Source organism: Leisingera sp. ANG-M6, from assembly GCF_000813905.1.
Classification (GTDB): domain Bacteria; phylum Pseudomonadota; class Alphaproteobacteria; order Rhodobacterales; family Rhodobacteraceae; genus Leisingera.
Window position 1 is genome coordinate 1 of the sequence record NZ_JWLG01000047.1, and the last position, 935, is coordinate 935.

The window sequence follows — 935 nt, forward strand, 5'->3', positions numbered from 1 at the left end:
GGCCCGCGGGCCAGCCGTTTTCGTGGTGCAGGATCAGGTTCTGTCCATGCGCCTCCAGACCGATGCCGTGGGCCACCATCAGGTGCCAGACGGGAAGCACCGAAGCCTCGATCAGCCGGGCGAGCCAGGCGTCCAGGCCGTGGGTTTCGATCCAGGGGGCAATCAGCGGCCTGCCATCGGGGTCGGTGAGGGCAAGGGCATTGAACGGCATCATCTGGTCTGCGGGCAGGCCAAGCGCTTCGGGGCTTTGCCGCCAGATGGCGGCCAGATGCCCGTCGAGCGCGGTGCCGCGGCCGGCGTTGATGGCGGCGTATTCCGGCAGGATGGTCAGCGGGTAGCGGCTGGTGAACAGCGGGTCGCTGTCCAGCACCTGCGCCAGCCAATTGGAGATTGCCGGGGCGACGGCGACTGATTCCGGCGCGAGGGTGCGCAGCGAGGAGGTGTTGCGCATCGCCATTGCGGTTTTCACATGGGCGCGGGAAGGTTCTGCGGCGCTCATCAGGGTGCGGATCGACTGGGTGGCGCGGCAGGGGGTGCCGATGGGGCCGATCTCTGCCAGCCGGCCGGATGTGCGCCATTGATTGTAGAGCGGGTCGGATTGCAGTTTGGCGTGCTGCCAGGGGTGCAGGGGCAGCAAGTAGAAGTCCTGCAGGGAGGTGTTCTGTGCCTCTGCCTGCGCGGTGATGCGCTGCCATTCGGCACTGCCCAGTTCGTGTTCCCAGAAATCTTCGTGCGGCAGCACTTGCTGCACCAGATCGCGGTGGAACAGGACGCCGGTCAGGCGGAAGGTTTCGCCGCCTTCCGGCCCGTAGATGAGGTGGTCGGCGTCTGTGAACCCGCTGCGGGCCTTGTAGCAGGGGTGATAGGGGTGGCCCTCGTGCAGGGCAGTTTCAAGGGCGGAGATTCCCAGACGGTGCCGCCGGGTTGCGGCGGGG

At 67.2% G+C, this 935-nt stretch carries 1 protein-coding gene; it reads right to left on the minus strand.

Annotated elements, in window-relative coordinates; translation table 11 throughout:
- A partial coding sequence (locus RA24_RS21565; protein WP_275041219.1) for an IucA/IucC family protein occupies nt 1-935 on the minus strand: 935 nt, incomplete at both ends.